This is a genomic window from Emticicia sp. 17c (assembly GCF_037153985.1).
In the GTDB taxonomy this organism is placed as follows: domain Bacteria; phylum Bacteroidota; class Bacteroidia; order Cytophagales; family Spirosomataceae; genus Emticicia.
Genome location: NZ_JBBAYI010000002.1, coordinates 613,708 through 635,773, shown reverse-complemented (window position 1 = coordinate 635,773; position 22,066 = coordinate 613,708). Strand labels below are relative to the sequence as shown.

General features: G+C 40.3%; 19 protein-coding genes. 2 read left to right on the top strand and 17 right to left on the bottom strand.

The window, feature by feature from the left end:
* Window positions 1–13 precede the first annotated feature (13 nt).
* From WAA15_RS07105 to WAA15_RS07045, 13 genes are all read right to left on the bottom strand, one after another.
* Entirely contained in the window at window positions 14–2,347 is a 2,334-nt protein-coding gene (locus WAA15_RS07105; RefSeq protein ID WP_337042017.1) for an SLBB domain-containing protein, read from the bottom strand.
* A 124-nt stretch (window positions 2,348–2,471) separates the two neighbouring features.
* Entirely contained in the window at window positions 2,472–3,329 is an 858-nt protein-coding gene (gene rfbA, locus WAA15_RS07100; RefSeq protein WP_337042016.1) for a glucose-1-phosphate thymidylyltransferase RfbA, read from the bottom strand.
* A 292-nt stretch (window positions 3,330–3,621) separates the two neighbouring features.
* Window positions 3,622–4,653, bottom strand: a complete 1,032-nt coding sequence (gene pseI / locus WAA15_RS07095; protein WP_337042015.1) for a pseudaminic acid synthase — start codon at window positions 4,651–4,653, stop codon at window positions 3,622–3,624.
* Window positions 4,650–5,669, bottom strand: coding sequence for a GNAT family N-acetyltransferase (locus WAA15_RS07090; protein WP_337042014.1), 1,020 nt, complete (start codon window positions 5,667–5,669; stop codon window positions 4,650–4,652). The genes pseI and WAA15_RS07090 overlap by 4 nt, the downstream gene beginning before the upstream one ends.
* Window positions 5,666–6,352 carry a pseudaminic acid cytidylyltransferase gene (gene pseF, locus WAA15_RS07085; RefSeq protein ID WP_337042013.1) on the bottom strand — a complete coding sequence of 229 codons (687 nt, stop codon included), beginning with the start codon at window positions 6,350–6,352 and terminating at the stop codon, window positions 5,666–5,668. The genes WAA15_RS07090 and pseF overlap by 4 nt, the downstream gene beginning before the upstream one ends.
* Before the next feature lie 7 nt (window positions 6,353–6,359).
* Window positions 6,360–6,992: a pseudaminic acid biosynthesis-associated methylase gene (locus WAA15_RS07080; protein WP_337042012.1), complete on the bottom strand. Its 633-nt coding sequence runs from the start codon at window positions 6,990–6,992 to the stop codon at window positions 6,360–6,362.
* Window positions 6,992–8,173, bottom strand: coding sequence for a UDP-4-amino-4,6-dideoxy-N-acetyl-beta-L-altrosamine transaminase (gene pseC / locus WAA15_RS07075; RefSeq protein ID WP_337042011.1), 1,182 nt, complete (start codon window positions 8,171–8,173; stop codon window positions 6,992–6,994). Before pseC ends, WAA15_RS07080 begins: the two co-directional genes overlap by 1 nt.
* Before the next feature lie 519 nt (window positions 8,174–8,692).
* A complete protein-coding gene (locus tag WAA15_RS07070; protein WP_337042010.1) occupies window positions 8,693–9,319 on the bottom strand; it encodes a superoxide dismutase in 627 nt (208 codons plus the stop codon).
* 92 nt (window positions 9,320–9,411) lie between these two features.
* The gene (locus WAA15_RS07065) at window positions 9,412–9,870 is read right to left on the bottom strand and encodes a nucleoside deaminase (RefSeq protein WP_337042009.1); all 459 of its coding nucleotides are present in this window, start codon (window positions 9,868–9,870) and stop codon (window positions 9,412–9,414) included.
* A gap of 93 nt (window positions 9,871–9,963) precedes the next feature.
* Window positions 9,964–10,923 carry a quinolinate synthase NadA gene (gene nadA / locus WAA15_RS07060; protein WP_337042008.1) on the bottom strand — a complete coding sequence of 320 codons (960 nt, stop codon included), beginning with the start codon at window positions 10,921–10,923 and terminating at the stop codon, window positions 9,964–9,966.
* A gap of 55 nt (window positions 10,924–10,978) precedes the next feature.
* Window positions 10,979–11,944, bottom strand: coding sequence for a hypothetical protein (locus WAA15_RS07055; RefSeq protein WP_337042007.1), 966 nt, complete (start codon window positions 11,942–11,944; stop codon window positions 10,979–10,981).
* Between the two features lie 279 nt (window positions 11,945–12,223).
* A complete protein-coding gene (gene porG / locus WAA15_RS07050; protein WP_337042006.1) occupies window positions 12,224–13,936 on the bottom strand; it encodes a type IX secretion system protein PorG in 1,713 nt (570 codons plus the stop codon).
* A 230-nt stretch (window positions 13,937–14,166) separates the two neighbouring features.
* Window positions 14,167–16,254 carry a S9 family peptidase gene (locus tag WAA15_RS07045; RefSeq protein WP_337042005.1) on the bottom strand — a complete coding sequence of 696 codons (2,088 nt, stop codon included), beginning with the start codon at window positions 16,252–16,254 and terminating at the stop codon, window positions 14,167–14,169.
* Window positions 16,255–16,483: 229 nt separating this feature from the next.
* On the opposite strand from WAA15_RS07045, the gene WAA15_RS07040 reads away from it, so the two are divergent.
* Window positions 16,484–17,965: a M20/M25/M40 family metallo-hydrolase gene (locus tag WAA15_RS07040; protein WP_337042004.1), complete on the top strand. Its 1,482-nt coding sequence runs from the start codon at window positions 16,484–16,486 to the stop codon at window positions 17,963–17,965.
* A 35-nt stretch (window positions 17,966–18,000) separates the two neighbouring features.
* Here WAA15_RS07040 and WAA15_RS07035 read toward each other — a convergent pair whose 3' ends face one another.
* Genes WAA15_RS07035 through WAA15_RS07020 form a run of 4 tightly spaced genes read right to left on the bottom strand, consistent with a single transcriptional unit; the run spans window position 18,001 to window position 20,780 of the window.
* Window positions 18,001–18,696, bottom strand: coding sequence for a hypothetical protein (locus tag WAA15_RS07035; RefSeq protein ID WP_337042003.1), 696 nt, complete (start codon window positions 18,694–18,696; stop codon window positions 18,001–18,003).
* Window positions 18,693–19,088, bottom strand: a complete 396-nt coding sequence (locus WAA15_RS07030) for a GntR family transcriptional regulator (protein ID WP_337042002.1) — start codon at window positions 19,086–19,088, stop codon at window positions 18,693–18,695. Before WAA15_RS07030 ends, WAA15_RS07035 begins: the two co-directional genes overlap by 4 nt.
* A gap of 4 nt (window positions 19,089–19,092) precedes the next feature.
* Window positions 19,093–19,908, bottom strand: a complete 816-nt coding sequence (locus tag WAA15_RS07025; RefSeq protein ID WP_337042001.1) for a hypothetical protein — start codon at window positions 19,906–19,908, stop codon at window positions 19,093–19,095.
* A gap of 11 nt (window positions 19,909–19,919) precedes the next feature.
* Entirely contained in the window at window positions 19,920–20,780 is an 861-nt protein-coding gene (locus WAA15_RS07020; RefSeq protein WP_337042000.1) for an ABC transporter ATP-binding protein, read from the bottom strand.
* A 534-nt stretch (window positions 20,781–21,314) separates the two neighbouring features.
* Between WAA15_RS07020 and WAA15_RS07015 the strand changes: the two genes are divergently transcribed.
* The gene (locus WAA15_RS07015) at window positions 21,315–21,974 is read left to right on the top strand and encodes a hypothetical protein (protein WP_337041999.1); all 660 of its coding nucleotides are present in this window, start codon (window positions 21,315–21,317) and stop codon (window positions 21,972–21,974) included.
* Window positions 21,975–22,066: the final 92 nt, after the last annotated feature.

Sequence of the window (22,066 nt, the reverse complement as noted above, 5' to 3'; positions counted from 1 at the left end):
GAAGAAAATGACACTAGAGCAGCCTAATAAGCGTCAGTAAAACGGCAGATAAAGAAACAAAACCTGTACTGAGTGCAATTCTTTCTGCTGGGCTCATGCGTATTCTGTTTCTTGGCGGAACATGGATTGTCATACCGGGTTGAATTTTAGGGAAGATTTTTATTCCTAAAAAACTACGGGTTCTGTCTGTACTACCATTGGCATATTGCACAAAAGTTTTCTTGACAAAAGCACTATCAGTAAATCCACCTGCCTGAGCAATATATTCGTTAAACGAGAAGCTAGGCTGGTAAGCAACACTAGTAGGGTTAAGTACTTGCCCTGTAACTGTAACGGTTTGTCGTTCTTTAGGTATTTCTATCCGGTCGCCGTTTTCAAGCAGTAGGTTCGAAGGTGTGTTTTTATTTTTAAGAGCTTTATCGAAATCAACAAAAACAATATGGTTGTTTCGGTATAATTTAGCTCCGCCAATGAAGGCTTCTTTCCGAAGCCCGCCGGCTCTGTCTATAAGGTCAGATAACCTCTCGCCTTTATTTTCGATAGCATACTGGCCCGGGTAGTTCACTTCACCAACAATCTGCACTAATTGCTGCACATCATAGTTAGGTAGGTTACGGATAAAAACCCTGTCAAAGGCCTTTAACTTTGGAATATTCTCGGTCGGGTTTAAATCTTTATTAATGTTGAGGATTATTATTTCGGTCGATTTATCGTTCGATTCATCGTTATAGAGTCTTCTGGCAATTTCTACCCTTTTTGAAGTAGCACCATCCGTAAAACCACCTGCTAACAGAATCAGGTCACGCACGCCCATATTTTCGGCAAAGGCAAAAGTGCCAGGGTTATTAACGGCTCCTTCAATATCTACTTTGCGCTCCTGACGTACTTCAGTAATAGACTTTACAACTAGTTGGTCTTCTCTCTGAAGCTCTATGTCTGCTATTTCGCCTTTCATTAACTTACCTAAGTCAATCGAAATATAAGAATCATCAAGGTTTTCATGTTTTCTTATCAATATTCCTCGGTTAAGGTAAGCATCTTCTCTAAGGCCGTCGGCGTGTTGTATTAATTGTTTAATGGTTTGTATATTTTCTCCTAGTGCAAACTCTCCCGGGCGAAACACCGCTCCCATAACCTCAACTTTGTTTTCAAAACGGTCTAAGATGGTTCCAACAAAAAAGTGGTCGCCATTCTGGACCTGAAAATTAGGGTTAATTTCGGGCTTAAAAGTTATAATTTTACGCTCTTTAGTAGTATTTCTGTTTACATTAATGCTAGCCGTATAGGCTTGTTCGGTGTAACCACCTGCATATTTTAATAAGTCTCCAAAAGTATCTTTGTCTTTTAATTCGAATATCCCTTTTCTTTTAACTTCACCGTCAATTTCAACTTTTCTGGTAAAAACAGGAACCAGTATTACGTCTTGGTCGTTCAGGATAATGTTATCAACGAGTGTTCCTTTCAGAAGAAAGTCATATACATCGATGGTTTTTATGAGGGTATTATTGCGTAAAACCTGAATATTTCTGAAAGAACCATTCGTACTGGGGCCGCCAGAGAGGTACAGGGCATTAAACGCACTGGATAGTGAGGAAACACTGTATGTACCGGGGTTTACAACTTCGCCAACAATGGTTACTTTAATGCTTCTTACATCGCCTAGTGTTACGTCTGCATTCAGGGTTCCGTTTTTTAAGCCTACAAAAAGTGTTTTCAGTCTTTCTATGATTTTTGTTTTTGCCTGCTCAATGGTGTTACCATTGACGTAAATAGGGGCAAGGCTTTCGATTTTTATGGTTCCTTCCGGCGAAACTCTTGTGTCATAATGTTGATACGCATACCCTGTTATATCAATCTTGAGTTCGTCGTCGGGGCCTAACAAATAATTTTTAGGTGTAGGCAGGCGTAAATTAGGTTCAAAAGTGAGGTTTTTATTATTAAATACCTTACTACCAAAAGTTTCAAGTTTTTTTCCGACTTCCTGTTTATCTGATACCGCAATGCTGGTTCGCTCTGCAACCTCGCCAATCTGCTCACGAGCTACTTTGTCAGGTGCGGTCGAATTAGGTACATTAGCTGAACCCGATTTTATTTCGGCCGTGTTGGTTTTTAATCGATTAATTCTTTCTCTTATTTTAGCAATATCAGTTGATGAATAACCATTAGCTAACGCTGCCGCTTCCATTTGAGCTTCTGAAAAACCTTTCGATTGAGCCTCTTTTAAAAAGGCTTCTATCTGTTTATCGGTAATGGTGTCAACGTTGGGTCGAATTTGCGAATAAGATACCTGAACAATGCCAAAGATTAAAATAAGAGAAAGTATGTAGATATATTTTGAGGAAATCATGACTTGGTTTTGAATACTCGCTACATTGATAAATAGCTGCAAATTTAAAGAAATATGAATAAAGAGACAAACGCTAATACTAAAACGTATTTTTTGTTCTTTGGCTTGGTATTAAAAGGTATATTTAAACAAGATTCAACAGGTATTGCCCATAACCGCTTTTTACTAGAGGTTCGGCTATTTTTCGGAGTTGAGCTTCGTCTATAAAGCCCATGCGGAATGCTACTTCTTCAATACAACCTATTTTAAGACCTTGTCTTTCCTCTATTACCTGCACAAATTGCGCTGCCTGCATCAAAGAAGCAAAGGTTCCGGTATCTAACCAAGCTGTACCTCTGTTCATAATACCAACGCTTAGTTTCCCATCTTCAAGGTATTTACGGTTAATATCGGTTATCTCTAATTCGCCACGGGGCGACGGTTTAATGTTCTTTGCAATTTCAACGACATTATTGTCATAAAAGTATAAACCCGGAACCGCAAAGTTTGATTTTGGCTTTTCTGGCTTCTCTTCAATTGAAATTGCTTTGCGGTTTTCGTCAAATTCAATAACACCGTATCGCTCAGGGTCATGAACCTGATACGCAAATACAACCCCACCTTCTGGATTTGTACTGCTTTGAAGTAATTTACTTAAACCACTACCGTAAAATATGTTGTCGCCAAGTACAAGTGCAACGCTATCGTTGCCAATGAAGTCGGCACCTATGATAAACGCCTGTGCTAGTCCGTCAGGGCTAGGTTGTTCGGCATAGCTAAAGTTACATCCTATTCTGCTGCCATCTCCTAACAGTTTTTTAAAATGAGGTAGGTCATGAGGGGTTGAAATAATCAGAATTTCTCTGATACCAGCTAACATTAATATTGAAAGCGGATAATAAATCATGGGTTTGTCATACACTGGCATTAATTGTTTACTAACGGCAAGCGTAAGTGGATGTAAACGAGTACCAGAACCCCCAGCAAGAATAATTCCTTTCATTAGATTAAACGGAAAACGAAGTAAATAAATAGTTAAAATCAATAATAAACTAATCTACACGGAATATATAACAATTAGTTTATTTTCTTTATATAAGAAAATTTTAAGCAAAAGGGTAGTTTTTTATGCAAGTTATATCATTTACAGCTAATGTTATAGCAAATGATAATAAAATTTACAATTATTTATTTACGGGTAAATTGTATTATTCCAATAATACCTTAAGTTTTTAAGCATCATAGAGTAGCTTTTGAGTCTATTCCATGATGCCTGTTTAACTTTATATTAGCTGCTAAAGATTTAACGGTGTTCCTTTTTTAAAGTCTGAGTGGGCTTGTTTACCCAGTAAGGTTTCATAGTATTTTGGGTGCATACCGTCTCCAGGGCGTATTACACGCAGGTTTGTTTCAGAAAAAACATCGCCAGCTTTGATATCTTCTACTACATAGATAGACCGCTTGAATAAAAGGCTTTTTTTCTCAGATTCCTGTACGCCGTATTGTATTCCTCCTAATGATTGCCACGCTCTTTCGGTTTCAATAACCAGCATTTTAAGTTCGTCCGGCTCAAGCGAAAAGGCCGAGTCAACACCGCCCTCTGCCCGGCTCAGGCAAAAATGTTTTTCTACCACAGTAGCCCCCAGCGTAACGGCTGCGCAAGGTACGCCAATGCCCATGGTGTGGTCGCTTAGGCCGACTTCACATTGAAATAAATCACGCAGGTGAGGAATTGTGCGCACGTTGGAGTTTTCGGGGCTTGCCGGATAATTGCTTGTACATTTCAACAGTACCAAATCTTTACAGCCATTGGCGCGTAGTACTGCTACGGCTTCGTCCAGATTGGCTAATGTACTTGCGCCCGTCGACATAATAACTGGTTTGCCTGTGCGGGCTACCTTTTTTAATAGAGGGTAATGATTGTTTTCAAACGACGCTATTTTATGAGCAGGCGTGCCGAGGTTTTCGAGAAAATCAACGGCGGTATCATCGAACGGCGTAGAAAAACAGAGAATGTTGTTATCGGCTGCACACTTAAACATGGCTTCGTGCCATTCCCACGGGGTGTGTGCCTCCTGATACAATTCGTAAAGATTTCTGTTTTTCCATAACGAAGTATCATCTTTAATATCAAAAAGCCCACCTGTCTGGTTAATCGTAATGGTGTCAGCCGTATAGGTCTGGAGTTTAATGGCATCGGCTCCACATTTGGCTGCAGTTTCGATAATCTTTAAAGCTCTTTCTAATGAATGATTGTGGTTTCCACTCATTTCGGCAATAATAAAAGGTTTATGATTTGCTCCTATGGGGTAGTTTCCTATGTTCATGGGTTATTTTTTGTATATAATACTGTTTCGGTGCCTTCGTACATTAAATGTTTACTAAATGTAAACCCCGTCTTACTAAAGGCATTTATTGAACCTTTGTTGGTTGTTTTGATATAAGCGTGTAGTGTATAAGTGGGGTTTTCCCTGAAAAAATAGCGAGTAGCCATTTCCAGTATTCGGGCGGCAAGTTTTTTGCCACGCTGCTGCTGGTCGAGCGATACGCCTACAGTGCTTATAGCTTGTGCTGGGTCTTTTTCGAACCGAACTTGCCCAATGGGTAGTTGCGCGGCATCTTCAAAAACAAGCATCAGGCAGTTTGCATCTGCTATTTTTTTGTAAAACCATTTTTGATGGTTTTCAAAAGGAATAACCGCCGTATTGAACGATTGGTTTCTTACTTCGTTATCGTTAGCCCAATCGAAATAAAGCATAAGGTCGTGCTCGTTAGCTAACCTGATATTAACAGGATTAAACTTTGAATGAATGAGTACATCAATAAACTTACCCTGAAACAGGCAATGCCCTGAAAGCCTTGCTTCTAACTGATAATTGTTTTTCTCGATAGCAGTATATAGATGTGGCCTCAGGTTAAAGGCATAAGTATATATTTTATGAAAATTCAGTTCTTCAAAAGCCACTTGTTCAATAAGTGAGAGGTATGTGCGCCAATGAAACTCGAAGAAATCATGCTCAAGCGCAGTATTCATAATGAACGAAATCTCGGCGTGTTTGTCAATCCAGTTAATGTGTACCAGCCCTCCGTAACCAATGCACCTGCCATTTTCCAGATACGAAAAAAGTAGTTGTTTAGGATATTGTTCGTCGAACAGCTTGGCAACAACATGACTAAAATAAGACTCCTGTTGGTCGGTGGTAAGAGGTGCTGCCTGCCTTAAGTGATAAATCTGTTCGTTTCGCCATTGCATAATATCATATTTGTCTTCGTCTCTGATAGGAACGATGGCATAATGGCCCGAACTATATATTTGCTTACTTAAACAAAGGTAGTTTCTCATGGATTCATTAATCTAAATTTCATTTCGGCCAGCTTCCAGTCTGTTTCATTGTCAATATCCTGTGCTTCCAGTTCATTTACTTCGATGGCCCCTGAGTTAGCAGTAATAAGTTGTTTGCTGGTCAGGAAATTACCTGCATTGAAGAAGTAAAATTGCCCTACATCATGAAACGTCTTGGGTAAATCCTGTGACCTCGTCAGGGCATATTCGGGTGCAACCCATTTAACGGTATCTTGTTCTTTGTAAAAAGCCCGTTGAATCGGAAAAGAAAAAGGCTGAATGGTTAAAACAGAATCGAAGTTTCGGTTTTTTAATAACGCATAAGCATCTTTCAGTTTTTGTGCCGTTACAAAAGGGGCTGTGGGGTAAATGCAGCAGGCATATTGGTAGGTTTTGCCCGCAGCACTATAATTTTCGAGTACTTCGGTTAATACCGCGGCTGTTGTGGCAAAATCGTTTGCGTTTTCGGCCGAGCGTAAAAAAGGCACGGTGGCTCCATACTGAACGCTTATTGCTGCAATTTCGGGGTCGTCGGTTGACACCATTATATCGTCAAAAATCCCACTGGCAATAGCTGCTTTAATTGAATAGGCAATAATTGGTTGCCCGCAAAAATCTTTAATGTTTTTTCGGGGTATTCGTTTACTGCCTCCACGCGCCGGAATAATAGCTAAATTGCCCATGAGTTAATTATCCGATTTTTTGCATCAGAAACCACGTAATGTCGTCCTGTGGGAATGCTGGGTCTCTTTTATAAACAAAGCCGTAGTCAACCAGTTTCAGGTCGGTATATTTTTCGAGCATTTCGCCGGCAAAATCACGTTTAAACAGGCGGTCGCTGTGGCCGCGGTAGCTAATTGTTACCGGAGCCGGATTATAGTATTCACAAACAAGAATATATTTGTTTGAGGCTTCGTAAAGTTTTTGATAAATAACAGGAAGCATATCGGGGTTGATATGAATCAGCACCCCTTTAATTAAGGATACCTCAAATTGTGCTGTAACGTTGTAGTCGAAAATAGAGCCATGAAATACATTTTCAGCATCTATTACGTAGGCTAATTCTTTGGCGGCTTCTTCATTGATTTCGATACCTCCTAGTTTAATACCCGGATACAAGGCTTTAATGGCTTTCAGGTTCATGCCGATATTAGCACCAAACTCGATTAATGATTGCGGCCTGCCTGCCTGATGTAACGCTTTTACAAAAAAATTCAGGTTAGAAGCAAGGTATTCGGCACTTTGGTTACGGTTAATGTATTCGTTGCCGAAACTACCCGCCCAAAACTCTTCCTGAGGGGTTATATATTTTTTCTCTCCCATTATTTATTCAAAAAATTAAGTATTGAGTTAATAACAAATTCCTGTTCGTCGGCTGTTAAAGTAGGGTAAACAGGCAAGCTGATACAGCGTTTATAGTACTGCTCGGCCAAAGGTCTGTCGCCGGGTTTCCAGCCGAGGTCACGGTAATAAGGCATAATATGGGCAGGTATGTAATGAATCTGAGCCAGAATCTTGAGCGATTGCAGGTAATTATAAAGCCCAAGCCTGTCGTCAACTTCAATTACATATAAATGGTAGGCGTGCCCTTCCACAATGCCCGACTGCCCCTTAATGGCTGCTATATCTTTAAATACTTCATAGTAACGTGCCGCAATTTCTTTTCTGCGGGTCAGGTTTTCATCTATTCTTTTCAGTTGGCTATTGCCTAAAGCTGCCTGAATGTCAGTAATTCTGTAATTATACCCCAGCATCTGCATTTCCATATACCAACCAGGGTAGGCGTCTAGGCCGCCAGCTAGTTCTATGCTGTTTTTATAGAGTTCGTCTACTTTTACAATGCCGTGGGTTCGTAGGCGCATTAGCCGATAATACATGGCTTCATCGTTGGTGGTTATCATGCCACCTTCGCCGCAGGCAATGTGTTTAACCGGATGAAACGAAAAAATAGCTAAATCAGCAAACTGATTATTACCACAGTTCTGGCGGTTGCCTGCCGAGTCAATGAAGTATCCACCGGGGGCATGGCAGGCATCTTCAATAATCCAGAGGTTGTACTCATTGGCTAATTGCCTGAACTCTTCCAGATTAACGGCTCTTCCGGCAAAATCGACCGGAATAATGCCTTTGTATGTGCCTTTTGGAGCTTCTTCGAGCAGTTTTCTTACAGAGTTAATGTCGAGCAGATATGTTTCGGGGTCAATTTCACCAAAAACTACTTCACCGCCACAATAGCGTACACAATTGGCCGATGCCACAAAAGTAATTGGGGTGGTAATTACTTTGTCGCCTTTTTGTACACCTAAAGCCAATGCACATAAATGCAAAGCGGCCGTACCGTTAGCTACTGCAACGGCATATTTAGCCCCGATATAACGCGCAAAGTTATCTTCAAATTCTTTGATTTTGGGGCCTTGTGTTAAGTTCGGACTTTTAAGGGTTTCTATAATAGCCGCTATGTCATCCTCAGTAATGTTATGTTTTCCGTATGGAATGGCGTTCATTTAATTGAGCTTTAAAGTTTTTATTAATACACTGGCAGGCAATAAAAGCCTGATAGTCATGATAATTAGTTGTGTGTCTGGCAGATTTGTCAAGAACCTCTGATTCAGAAGCTAAAATTGGTCGATTTTTTATTTAAATCATAATTTATTTAAGGAGCCCTTTTCTTATGAACACAAATAGTATGTACGTATCAGCGAAGCTTAAAATTGTTGTATCGGCAAATAAGTTGGTTTAAATGAAAACCAGCCCAACGCTGTTTTTAGCTTGATGATGCCTGTTTGGTTTTACTTGAATGGCTAATTTAGCATTAACGATAAAATACCCAAAGTCTGATAAATGCTGAGCTAAAATTCATTCAAATTAGTTTTGGGTGGGCAAATTTAGATATAGCAATGAGTTTTTTATTCATTTAATTCCTGAAATTTATTTCAACAGGTATAGGTAGGCTTTGTATAGAGGCAGAAATAAAAAAGAGGAACCGCTATGATTCCTCTTTTAGATAAAAGCCAATATGATTATTATTCGTTAGGAATAACTCTTTTTGCATTAGAATAACGTTTTTGTACGGCATCCCAGTCAACAACGTTCCAGAAAGTATCAATGTAGTCGGGGCGTTTGTTTTGGAACTTCAGATAATAAGCGTGTTCCCAAACGTCAAGACCTAGAACCGGAATACCTTTTTTGTCGGCTACATCCATCAATGGGTTATCCTGATTAGGAGTAGAGGTGATGAAAAGTTTTTCTTGGTCATCAACACATAACCAAGCCCATCCTGAACCAAAACGACCAATGGCAGCCTTTTTGAACTCATCTTTGAAGGCATCGAAAGAACCCCAGGTTTCGTCAATTGCTTTACCTAAAGTGCTTGAAGGAGTACCACCACCATTTGGTGAAAGAATGTTCCAGAATAAATCGTGGTTAAAATGCCCGCCGCCGTTGTTTCTTACTGGTGCAGGGTATTTGCTGATATTTGCCAGAAGGTCTTTCAACGCCAAACCTTCCATTTCTGTTCCTGCAATAGCATTATTGAGGTTAGTTACATAAGCTTGGTGATGACGGTCATGGTGGATTTCCATCGTTGCTTTGTCAAAATGAGGCTCCAGTGCGTCACTTGCGTAAGGGAGCGGATCGAGTGTGTATGCCATATCTTAAAGTAAGTTTTAATTGTTGAATGTCAAGATGGATTCGCGGTGAATCTCACACTAATAGTATAAAGGCTTAACGCGAACAAGAAAAATTATGTTCGCAAATTCCTGAAAAAATTCTTTAAAATAATTTCACAGTCTTTTTCCAAAATGCCTTTTACGAGCGTTGTCTTCGGATGAAGAACGTTTGGTGTTACCCTTGAGAAACCTCGTTTGGGGTCAGAGGCCCCGTAAACAATCCGGTCAATCTGTGACCAGTTTAAGGCACCAGCGCACATAATGCAGGGTTCGAGGGTAACATACAAAGTGCAGTCTTTCAGGTATTTAGCACCCAAAAACTGCGCTGCTGCCGTAATAGCAATAATTTCGGCATGGGCTGTTACGTCGTTTAGCTGTTCGGTCTGGTTGGTGCCTTTGCCAATAATTTTGCTACCACCCGCTACTACAAGCGCACCTACCGGAATTTCTCCGGCTTCGCCCGATTGTACGGCTAGCTCGAGTGCTTTTGACATAAAATACTCATGCGAGTAAAGAGGATAACTAAGGCTCAAAGTATAATAAATAGTAAAAAGTAAAGAATAAAACTTACAAGAAAGGTTCGCTTTTGGGCGAACCTTACAAAGTTATTAAAGAAGCTAGTTTGTTTATAAACCAAACTTCGCCGATAATTCGAGCATTCTTTCAATGGGTTTTCTGGCTGCTTCTATTACATCCATCGGAAGGGTTATCTCGGGTGTTTCGTCTCTTAAACACAAGTAGAGTTTTTCCATGGTGTTGAGTTTCATGTGAGGGCAGTCAGAACAAGCTTGGCAAGCGTGGCCATTTTTTGAAGTAGGGGCCACAATGAATTTCTTATCTGGGGCTGCTTTCCGCATCTGGTGTAGAATGCCTGATTCGGTAGCCACAATAAATTCAGTATCGGAGCTACTGATTACGTGTTTCAATAGGCCCGTAGTAGAGCCAATGTAGTCGGCTAAAGCCAGAACGGGCTGTTCGCTTTCGGGGTGTGCTACTACTTTGGCATTGGGGTGTTTGGCTTTCAGGTCTTCAATCATTTTGCCTGAGAAAGTCTCATGCACCATACAGGCACCATCCCAAAGTACCATGTTGCGGCCAGTTACACGATTAATATAACTACCCAGATTTTTATCGGGAGCAAAAATAATTTTCTGTTCTTTCGGGAAACTCTCTACAATTTTTACAGCATTGCTACTGGTACAAACCACATCGGTTAAGGTTTTTAATGCGGCCGAGCAGTTTACGTAAGAAATAACGATGTGGTCGGGGTATTGGGCTTTAAACGCAGCGAACTCTGGTGCCGGAGCCGATTCTTCCAGCGAGCAGCCGGCGTTAATATCGGGTAATACCACTTTCTTTTGCGGCGATAATATTTTGGCTGTTTCGGCCATAAATTTTACACCTGCAAAAACAATCATGTCGGCATCTGTTTTGGCTGCCTGTTGAGAAAGCCCTAGGCTATCGCCAATATAATCGGCAATATCCTGAATTTCGGCAATCTGGTAGTAGTGCGCCAGAATAACAGCGTTTTTTTCTTTTTTTAATCGGGCAATTTCTGCTACAAAATCAATATTTTCTTTTACCATCTCGGTTAATTTTCTAATATAACTGTCATAAAAAACTGTAATCGATGCAAATATATCATTTACAAAGATATTCCCATTGTTTTACTGTTTTTACAAGTCCCTTTGTGTCTTCGTAAGTTTCTTTCGTGGTATTTCCTTTTGGGTCATAGTCAAAATACCTTACACTTTGTATCTGGTTGTTGTAAAAGTAATTTTCTTTGGCTAGCAACCCCTTATTGTTGTATTCATAAGTAAAGAAATAATCTACTTTATTGTTCCCGTTCAGGCGGGTTTTTTTCTCGAGTTGCCCTTGTGCGTTGTAAGTATTAAGGGTTTCTGCAAAAAGTACATCGTTCCGTAAGGTGGTTTCTTTGGTCAGATTATCTTTTGCGTCATATTCGTAATTGGTTGTAACGGTAACTTTATCAACAGCATCAAAATGAACAAAGCGGTTTACATAGCCCGAAGAAGTATAAGTATATTTATCTGAAAAGGCTAGTTTGCCGGCCGCAGAAAAAACCTCTTTGGTAATTATTTTCCCTGTTAAGTCGAAGGTGGTTTTTTCTTTAACAGATTCCGTCTGACCATCGCTATTGAAAAATATGTCTTCGGTGCTACCGTTAGCAAACAGCGATTTCTTGATAGGGGTGGTTCCGTTCGCTGATACGGTTTCCTGCAATAGTGTCCCGTTGGCGTTGTAGGCTCGCTGAGTTACTTTTTTTACAGCATTGTTATGGCTGTAAGTAATTTTGGTGTTGTTGCCTTGTGCATCATATTCATAAACGAACTCTTCTGAGTAATTGCCTGTGAAATTACTTGTGAATGTTTTTGTCTGTTTCTGAATCAGACCTTTGTTATCAAATGTATTTACAAATAACTGCTCTACTTTTCCTTGTCTGCTGAACGAATACTGGGTTTCAAGACAGTTGTTTTGATTAGGCGTAATGTTAATCTGAGCAACTGAGGAAAAAGAAGCGAGTAAGAGCGTACCCAGAATACTACGGTTAATGTAATTCTTGCTATGTTGAAGATTTAGTTTCATTCTATTTTTTAAATCAATGTTATACATATTTATTGGGTTACGAATGCAGTAATTTCGTAGCATAAAGGTACGACTTTTCTATAAAATGCTGCACCTGATTTTATTTAATGGCGAATTTTGTTCTGAATATGATTTTTATAAGTGTATGTATATCAGTAGTTTGTAAAACCGAAGCCTGATTTTATGTCTGCTTAAAAACGTTTAACAGCAGGGCATAAGTATAAAAAAAGAGAGCAGAATTTAAGGTTCTGCTCTCTTGCTATATTCAGATAAGAGTTATTATCTCAACTGGAACTCAACACGGGTGTTGGTTTTCTTGCCATCTGGTGTTGTGTAAGGGGTCGATGGGTCTTCATCTCCTTTACCTTCGTAGCTCATACGGGCTTTGCTGATACATTTTTTCTTCAAGAAATAAGCGTAAATAGCGCAGGCACGTAATTTGGCCGAACGTAGATTTGAAGCATTGTTTGAGCCATCATTGTAAGCAACGATATTCAGAATGCTATCTGGGCATCTTTGTAACAATGAACAAACGCGGTCAAGTTTTTTGTATGAACTTGGTTTCAATTTGTTGGTTCCGTTATAGAACTCAATTCCTTGTGCAGCAAAGCTTAGTTCGTCAAGCTCTGCTTTAGAAATCATACAACCGCTTAGTGTTCTGTATCCTGGAGCCACACCGTTTACATATCCTTCAGGGCAACCATCGTTGGTTTGTAAACCCGGTAAGTCAGGGCATTTATCTTTATCGTCAGCTACACCATCACCATCTTTGTCAGGGCAACCTTTTGCCGATGCCACACCTGCTACTTTCGGACAAGCGTCGTCTTTGTCAGCAATACCATCACCGTCAGAGTCAGGGCAACCGTTTAATGACGCTGGGCCAGGCTCGTTCGGACAAGCATCTTCTTTATCTGTGATACCATCACCGTCAGTATCAGGGCAACCTTTCAATGCTTTTAGACCCGGAACATCAGGGCAGGCATCTTCTTTGTCAGGTACACCGTCTTTGTCTTTATCAGGGCAACCTTTCAATGAGGCAGGGCCAACCACCGTAGGGCAGTCGTCATCTTTATCAGCAACGCCGTCGCCGTCAGTATCAGGGCAACCTTGTAATGCCATTGGGCCAGCTTGTGTTGGGCAGGCATCATCTTTATCAGGGATACCGTCACCGTCGGTATCAGGGCATCCTTGGAATTTGCGTAGACCTTTTTCGTTGATACAAGCATCGCAACGGTCAACTACACCATCTTTGTCGGTGTCTTTGTCACCAAATCGATAAGAACCTAACAAGTTAACAACAGCGTAACCGTCTCTTTTTGGTACGTTTGTTACAAGGCTTGTTGTTGATAGGCTGGTACCATCCAAGTAGTCAGAGAAAGCATAGCGGTAGCCAGCTTCAAGGCCGATAGTCCATCTTTCAGCAACATTGTATTTTAAACCTAAACCGAAAGGCAACACAAAAGCAGCTTTTTTCAGGCTATTTCTATCGTCATCTAATAATCTTTGTAATGGAGGGAAGGCACCACCGGGCTGAACGGTAACTGTCGGGTTGGTAAATACGGCACCGATACCGCCATAAATGTAAGGGGTTAAGTTTCGTTTGAAAGTACCATCACAGAAATATTTTCTTTCCCCAAACGGATAATATTCACCTAATAAGGCTACTTCTGTTAGCGGCGAGGTAAACTTCAAGCGGCGGTAATCCCATCTTCCTTCTGGTTGGTCCAAATCGTTTCCTGCTAAGCCACCAACTAAAACTTGGCCTCTTAGTGCAAAATAGTTACCGAAGTGTCTGCGTACAAATGCTCCGAACATTGGACGATTCTGAGAAAGATATGCTTTACTACAATGCATATCTCCGAAATATTGATTAGCACCTAGTAGGAGACCAATCTCCCACTTATAGGGTTTACAAACTTTACAGGTGTCTTGGGCTTGCGTCGCCAGCGATACTGTTAGTAACGTCGCAAATAGTAGTATTGCCTTCTTCATGTTGGGGAATTTTTATGTTATATCAAAATAAAAAATGTAAAAATTGGACTAAATAAAATATTATGGGTCACAATCTGTTCGGAATATTTGGCAAAGAAAAAACAAAATGTTATAAATTTCTAAAAAAAAGCCTACATTTTTTTGCGAAACTGATTATTCGGCAAAATTGTAACCTTAACAGTGTGATTTTAATAGCCAAAGATATTAACTATAAAAAGCTCATAAATGTTTTAATAAAAAATATCGGCTAAAGCCATAATAAAGGCATATTCTTTTGCAATTAATTTCAGCGATGCAAAACGCCCCGATGCTCCTCCATGCCCTGCCTCCATATTTATGTACATTAGCAATAAATTGTTATCGGTTTTCAGCGTACGTAACTTGGCAACCCACTTGGCGGGTTCAAAATACTGCACTTGTGAGTCGTGTAAGCCAGTAGTTACCAGCATATTAGGATAGGCCTGTTGTGTAACGTTATCGTATGGCGAATACGAAAGCATGTATTCGTAGGAATCTTTATTTTTAGGATTCCCCCATTCTTCAAATTCTCCGGTAGTGAGCGGAATGCTCTCATCGAGCATCGTAGTAACTACGTCAACAAAAGGTACTGCTGCCACCACGCCTCTGTACAGGTCGGGGCGCATATTTGCAATGGCTCCCATGAGTAGCCCACCGGCGCTTCCACCCATAGCGAATAGTTTATCGGCACTGCAATATTTATGGGCAATCAGAAAATCAGAACAATCTATGAAATCGGTAAAGGTATTTTTTTTCTTAAACATTTTGCCGTTGTCGTACCACTCACGGCCCATCTCCTGCCCGCCTCTGATATGTGCTATGGCGTAGACAAAACCCCTGTCGAGCAGGCTTAAACGCACCGAGCTAAAGGTGGCATCGGTCGAATACCCATAAGAACCATACGCATATTGCAGCAACGGTGCTTGTCCGTCGAGTAGAGTGCCTTTGCGGTAAACAAGTGATATTGGTACTTTTACGCCGTCTTGTGCAGTGGCAAAAACTCTTTCAGAAATGTAATTATTTTTATCAAAGTCACCCAATACAGCCTGTTGCTTTTTCAGTTCTTTTGTTTGGGTATTCATGTCATAATCAAAAACCGAACTCGGCGTGGTGAGCGAGGTATAAACATACCTGAGGTTATCGGTATTAAAGTCGGGGTTGGCACCAATATAAGCCGTATAGGTTGGCTCCCCAAAATCGACGTAATGCTCTTGCTGGGTGGTTTGGTTAATGATTCTTAGCTGGATTAAACCCTCGTTTCTTTCTTGCAAAACCAGATAGTTTCTGAAAACCTCCATCGATTCAAAGAACACGTCTTTTCTGTGTGCTATTACTTCTTTCCATTGGGTTTTATCGGCTACCTGTGTTTCTTTTACTTCCATTAATTTAAAATTAGTGGCGTTGTGGTGGTTGGTTCTGATATAGAATTTATCCTGAAGGTGTTCGATGCCGTATTCATGCCCGCGTTCCCGTTCAGCAAAGACCTTAAATTCGCCCAATGGTTTAGAGGCATCCAGTAAGCGATACTCCGTCGAAACGCCGTTGTGGTCACAAGCAATGGCAATATATTTTTTGGATTTCATGCGGTAAAGCCCCATATAGAACTGGTTGTCTTTTTCTTCGTATACCAGTACGTCGTCTTTCACATCGGTTCCTAAGCTATGCCTCCAGACCTGAAACCCCAGTAAGGTCTGCTGGTCGCGACGTATATAAAAGAAAGTCTTGTTGTCGTTTGCCCACGCATAACTGCCCCCTTCGGTATTTTTTATTTGCTCTTTGTACAGTTGGCCTGTTTTCAGGTTCTTGAAACGTACGGTATAATTCCGGCGGCTAATGGTGTCAATCCCATAAGCCATTATTTCTTCGTTGTCGGTAATTTCATAGCCTCCAATACTGAAGTAAGGTTTCCCTTTGCCTAGTTTGTTGCCATCAAGTAATATCTCTTCTGGTGCATTCAGGTTGCCTTGCTTGCGGCAGTAAATGGCGTATTCGCCTCCTTCAATAAAGCGGTTATAGTAATAATAGTCGCCATCTTTTACCGGAACCGATTCGTCTTGCTCCTTAATACGGCTTTTCATTTCCTGAAAAAGTTTTTCTTCCAATGGCTTTATAGGGGCCATTACTTTATCTAGGTAATCGTTTTCGGCGTTCAGGTAAGCTAATACTTCGGGGTCTTCGGGGTTGTTCAGCCAGTAGTAGTTATCAATTCTTGTGTGTCCATGAATCGACATGGGCTTGGGTTGTGTTTTAGCAACAGGTGCAGTTATGCCCGTGTTTTTCATTGTTTGTCCGGTACTCATAGATGAAATAGTTAAGAAAGCCAAAGCAAGTAATTTTTATACAAACTACTTGCTTAACAGGCAGTAAGTAAACAAATAAAATACATTTCTGACAATATATACAGATTTCATAAAGATTTATATCTTTGAGGGGAAAGAGTGTTTTTATTGAAAATAAAAAAAAATAACGATTTTTAAGTAATATTACAGCACAAACTAAATTGACCAAATTATATAATTACAGCGTAGGATGAGAAAAAGAGTTTTATTTCTGACAGTAGGCATAAGTATAGGGTTGTTTTCGGCTTTTACCATAAAAAAAGATGAACTCGACGATACCTTTGTGAAAATCAACCAGAATGTTCTGGAAAATGGCCGGGCTTATGAAACCCTGGGCGAAGCTACGTCTTCTATCGGTCATAGGCTTACAGGTAGCCCTAATGGTAAAAAAGCAGAAGATTTTGCCTATAAATTACTGAAAGAATATGGCTTTACGGATGTAAAGTATATGCCTTTTGAGGTGGAGTCGTGGGCGCGAGATACCGTGAGCCTTGCCATTGTGCCACGAGGCAGCGATAATTTTCGCGATGTAGAAGTGGTTGCGCTGGCGCATTCGCCGGTGTCGTCTCACCTGAAAGCCCCCATTGTTGATTGTGGTGATGGGATAGAAGCCGATTTTGAAAAAGTAAAAGAGCAGGTTAAGGGCAAAATAGCTTTGTTCAATATTAACCTGCAAGCACCAGAAAATAAAGGCAAAAAGAACCTGCACCGCTCAGAAAAAACGGCTCTGGCCATTAAATACGGAGCCACAGGGGTAATTATTGCTAACGCCGTAGAAGGGGGTGTGCTGCTTACCGGAACCGCTTCCGTTACAGGAGCTTTAATTCCGATTCCGGCGGTATGTATTTCGGTTGAAAGCGGAAAGAATATCCGTAAATGGCTGAAAGACGAGCCTAACCTATTGGCCGTAATTGATATGCAGAATTTTAGCCGCCCTATCAGAGCCAGAAACGTGATAGCAACCTTGCCGGGTAGTTCAAAAAAATATAAAAACGATAAAATTGTTATAGGTGGGCATCTGGACTCGTGGGATTTGGCTACCGGAGCCATGGATAACGGCATTGGCTCTTTTACCGTAATGGATGTAGCAAGGGTTTTTCAGGCATTAAACCTGCGCCCTAAACGCACCATTGAGTTTGTGCTTTTTATGGGCGAAGAGCAAGGCTTGTTAGGCTCAAAAGCCTTGGTTAAAAAGTATAAAGATGAAGGCAAGCTCGACCAGATACAACTCATGATGAACCTCGACATGGTAAATAATGCCAAAGGCTTTAATGCGATGGGTCGGCCTGAGTTGCGTGCATTTTTTGATGAAATAGGCAAGAAAATCAAGAGTATTGATTCTACTTTCTCGAACACTAACCCTAATTCGGCAGGTTTGCATTCTGACCACCAGCCATTCATGATTCAGGGTGTGCCGGTTTGCTCTCCGTCGGGAAGTTTCCCTGTGAAAGCCTATAACTGTTATCATGCAAACTGTGACCGATTCGATTTGATAGACAAAAAACAAATCAACAATAACGTTCGGTTTACAGCCATGATGTTATACGCTTTGGCTAATGCCGAAGCACTACCAGTTAAGAAAATGAACGACGAACAAACCAAAGAGTTTTTGATTAAACAGAACCTGAAAAATGAACTGATAATCGGAAAAGATTGGCGTTGGGAACAATAAGATTTTAAGCCCTCACAACCGTGAGGGCTTTTTTATTACAATGCTACGGATTTTTGTAGCAGAAACAGGTTCGCTTTGGTGGCTGTTATCTTGGCCGAGTCGCTCATTTGTAACGAAACTTTAGCCAGCTTTACAAGCCCGAGGTTAAGCTCCGACTGTTGTTGAAGCGTAAGAGAAAGGTCGTTTACCGCGGTGTTTTTGTTGATAGATAATTGGGCCTTACCAGATAGCTTTGCTATTATTTGGCTGAGCTGTGTCTGAGAGATAGATACCATGGCCCGTTGCTCAAGGTTAAGTTGCATATCTGTCAGTTTCAGGCTATCTATGTTAATTCTGGCGCAGTTGGCCTTTATCACCTGCGGAAACACTCCCAACAGAAAAATATCTAGGTCATAAGGGTAAGGCAATGTACTATGAATAAGCAGGGTATCACCCCGATAAACGTATGAAATATGCTTCCTGAAAAAATCGTTTTTGGGTAAAAGCAAAGCCTTTTCATTAGCGACAATACATTTAATACTAAAATCATCAGCATCGCCATAATCTTCGTTATTAACAGGGCCTTCTATTGCCAGAAACTTCACAGAACTGAGGGCAATGCGGTCATAGTTACGGTATTTATCGTTGAGGTTAATTTTTTTGTATTCGGCTTTTAACTGAAAGGCTATAAAAACCATTATGCCAATAATAGTAGCCAGAAAGCCCAGTAAAAGTTTATTGCTTGTTTTCATATTTTTGTATTAGCGGAAAAGGTTTCGGTTTTCTCTTTTTTAAAATTCTCAAATCGGTGTTTTAACTCATCGAAGTCGATATTCAGCAGGTCAATATTCTGAAAAAACAAGGGCAAATCGTTTTTAAGGAAATCTTCTTTTCTGAAAGCCATCGCTTTACTTTTGCCATCTTCCGTAACAAAATAACCCATGCCACGCTTGGTAAAAATAATTTCCTTCTGTGTCAGGAACTCATAAGTGCGGGCAACTGTGTTGGGGTTTACTTCTATGGTTACGGCAAGCTCCCGAACGGACGGAATCTTTTCGCCTTCACCCCAGCGATTCAATAATATATTTTCGCAAACCATTTCGGCAATCTGCAAGTAAATGGCCTGATTATTCCTGAATTCCATGAATTTAAATTTCTTTTTCTTTGAGTTTTAAAAAAGTAACAAGCATAAAAAAAAGCGTAACCCCCAGCGTCATGAACAGATTCAGATACAGACTAACAGGAGCCGGAATCCTGATGGTATCAGAAAAATATTCTTCAGGCGTATTTACATTTATTTCGGTAGGAGTAAACAAACTGCCGCTCAACTGCCGCTCGCCGAGGGCATCTTTCAGAATAATATGTTTAACGGTGCCAAAAACATAAATAATCAGAATGAGAAAGCCAACCAAAAGTAATGCTGTTTTAACATAAGAAAACTTCTCAAACAACAGGCTGCTCATCAAGGCAATAGGCTGTATTATCAGACACAGGAGTGTTGTGGGTAGCACAATCGAATTAGTGTCGCTCAGGCTTAGGGGGCGTAAATCCCACGCATCTATATCAACCGTAGTAATTGACTTGATGGTTTCGATATACAGAAAATCTAAGATAAAGAAACAACTTATATAAACCGCCGGAAAAAAGATAACAGCATAAAACATACCTGCCAGTAGTTTTTCGAAAGGTGTAGCTGGCAGTAACAGAAAATTGATACTCTGGTTTTTATTGGATAAATCGCGCCAAAGAAAATTGGCAAAGATAGTACCAGAGATAATAAGCCCGATGCTGTATATCAATTGCCGTGGATAAAAAGCAATGATGTGAGTTCTGTTGGTAGTCAGGAAATGAAAAACTACGTATAAAGCCACCAGTACAGCTAGCGACATACCCCAGATTCTGTAATTCTCGACCCAGATTTTTTTAATTAATAGCGCAAGTCTTTTGAGGCTGAAATTTTGCATAATGTTTACAATTAGGCGTGAAGTTTATAACTTGGTTCTGAACTGAATAAAGTATGTAATGATTCTTTTTTATAAACAGCGGCGTTAAAAAGTAGCTCCAAATCTACTTTTGTATATTCATGCCCGTGGTTAGGCATTACAGCCATGAGGCCTCGCAAGGTTTGTTCGGTGTAAATTGCTTCCTGTACATTTTCGAGGGTTGATAATAATTTAAAACTCAGCCGTTCGCTTATTTCTTCGAGAGAATTATGTAACAGAATGGTGTTGTCTTCCAGAATAATAATGTTGTCAATGAGGCCGTCGAGGTCCCGCACCTGATGCGTAGAAATAATAATACTCTGATTGGCTGAAAGCCCCGAAGCAATAAGTTTACGAAACTGGCTTTTCGATGGGATATCCAGCCCATTGGTGGGTTCATCAAGAATCAATAACTGCACATTTGTAGCTAACCCAAAACCAATAAGCACCTTTTTCTTCTGCCCATACGAAAGTTTTGAAAGTTTATCGGACTTCGATAACTGAAATTCATCCATATAATTATCGAACTGTGTATGGTTAAAAGTAGGATAAAAAGGGCTATTCACTGCCACAAATTCCTGAATACTAATGGCAGGCGTATGAAATTCTTCGGGCAAGAAATAAAGATTTTCAAGTATAGCTATGTCTCGGGTTCGGGTTTCTATGCCATTAAACTGGCAGGTACCCTGCTGCGGAAACAGCAACCCGCCTATGAGCCTTAGCAAAGACGATTTACCTGCGCCGTTTTTGCCTAGCAACCCATAAACACTTCCGGGTTTGAGGTCTAGTGAAAGATTCTCGAAAATTAATTTTTTTCTATCATAGCCAAAGCTAAGATTTCGGATGGTAAGCATATATATAACGTTGTTTTGAGTGTTTCTATAAACATTATTTAAGGCTACTTACAACTTGTTGTATCAGGCAATATGCCAGCTATGAACAAGCAGCATAACTCCAAGCCATAACTGAATGTAAATGGCTGCAAGCAATATTATTGTTGGCGCATATAATATCATAGTGTATTAGTTAAATAGTACACTACAAAATAGGTGATTATAAAAATAACAAACAAGTTTTTCCAGATATTTTTTAATAGAAGGTCTGCCTACTCAATTTTTAGGTCTATAAGTGTTTCCAAAACCGGATAAAACCTGTAACGGTACCGTGTAATAATAATCCCGTACGCATAAATACTTGTTTTGTAAACCACGTATATATACCCTGTTAATGAAGGATTAATAGTGTTTACTTTATGGGACAAAAGCTTTTGTAAAGTTGGAGGCAGTAACCACACAAAAAAACAGCCTGTTCCGCAGCAGGATTCACTGTAGAGGCGGTAATCCGAAAAGCCTTATGAGTAGGAGCAACCTAATTTAACTTAATTACTAATGGAAAATGCACAAAATGAGAGGATAACAGCAGGTGGTTACACATTTACTACTCCAGGAGCCCATGTATTACATGTATCTGGAAGCTCAGAGACCTCGTACTCGATTGAAGTTTCTGGAACAGGCTCACTTACAGGTTTAGGTTACACCGTTCCGGCACATGCTACTGGAAGCGTTTCTGCCAAACTGAACCTTCTTGCTTTAACCAGCGAAGACGTAAAAAACCTGAATGAACTAGCCATGAGTATGTTAAATGCCAGTGCTAGGGAAGAAATCAGAGAATACGAAAAAACGCACGCTAGTGCCAATTTGAGTATCTGGACTTGGTTCTTTGGCGGCGGTGGTGCTTCTGCAAGCTATGAAAAAACAAAAGAAACCATGAAATCAAAAGGCCTGAACGAAGAGCAGATTAGTAAACTAATGGATGCTTTTCTGGATATTGCCAGAAGTATGTCTTACGTAACAATTGATTTTAATATAGATAATAGCAAAAACGACTACTCGGTGTCGGGTAATCTATACCTTTATACCGTAAGTGGTAAAATAACCACAAGCAATGGTACAAGAGAATATCGTATGCTAGCCGATAAAGGTAGTGCCGGTTACTTGCCTTCACAAGGAGGTGCACCTTCGGAAGGGGTTATTGTGCCACTGAATTAATACTAAGCTCTATTATTAAAGGGACTGCCTGAGCGGATAGGTAATAAGACCTTGCATGGCTAATGCTACAAGGTAAACAAAACCGCATCAGG